Below are 255 nucleotides of genomic sequence, written 5' to 3' on the forward strand. Positions count from 1 at the left end.
AGCTCGAAGGGCATATCTTTCGGAAAACGACGCAGGTACTCGGTAAAACCGGTTTGTACCCAGTCCGGCATTTTCGTTCCCACGGCGACAAGTTGCAGCTTCACGCATTAACTCCAGAGTTTTTCCAGTTCATACAGGCGACGGCTCTCTTCCTGCATGACATGGACAATCACATCGCCCAAATCCACGACAATCCAGTCGGCGCTGTTTTCACCTTCTACGCCGAGCGGTAACAGGCCCGCTGCGCGAGACTCC

The 255-nt window shown here is 54.1% G+C and carries 1 protein-coding gene; it reads right to left on the reverse strand.

The annotated features are described in order from the left end of the window. Positions 1-107: 107 nt before the first annotated feature. Entirely contained in the window at positions 108-236 is a 129-nt protein-coding gene (gene rsfS, locus SB772_RS43205; RefSeq protein ID WP_410838922.1) for a ribosome silencing factor, read from the reverse strand. Between the last annotated feature and the right edge of the window lie 19 nt (positions 237-255).

Origin of the sequence: Paraburkholderia sp. SIMBA_030 (assembly GCF_046535245.1) — a bacterium.
GTDB lineage: Bacteria > Pseudomonadota > Gammaproteobacteria > Burkholderiales > Burkholderiaceae > Paraburkholderia.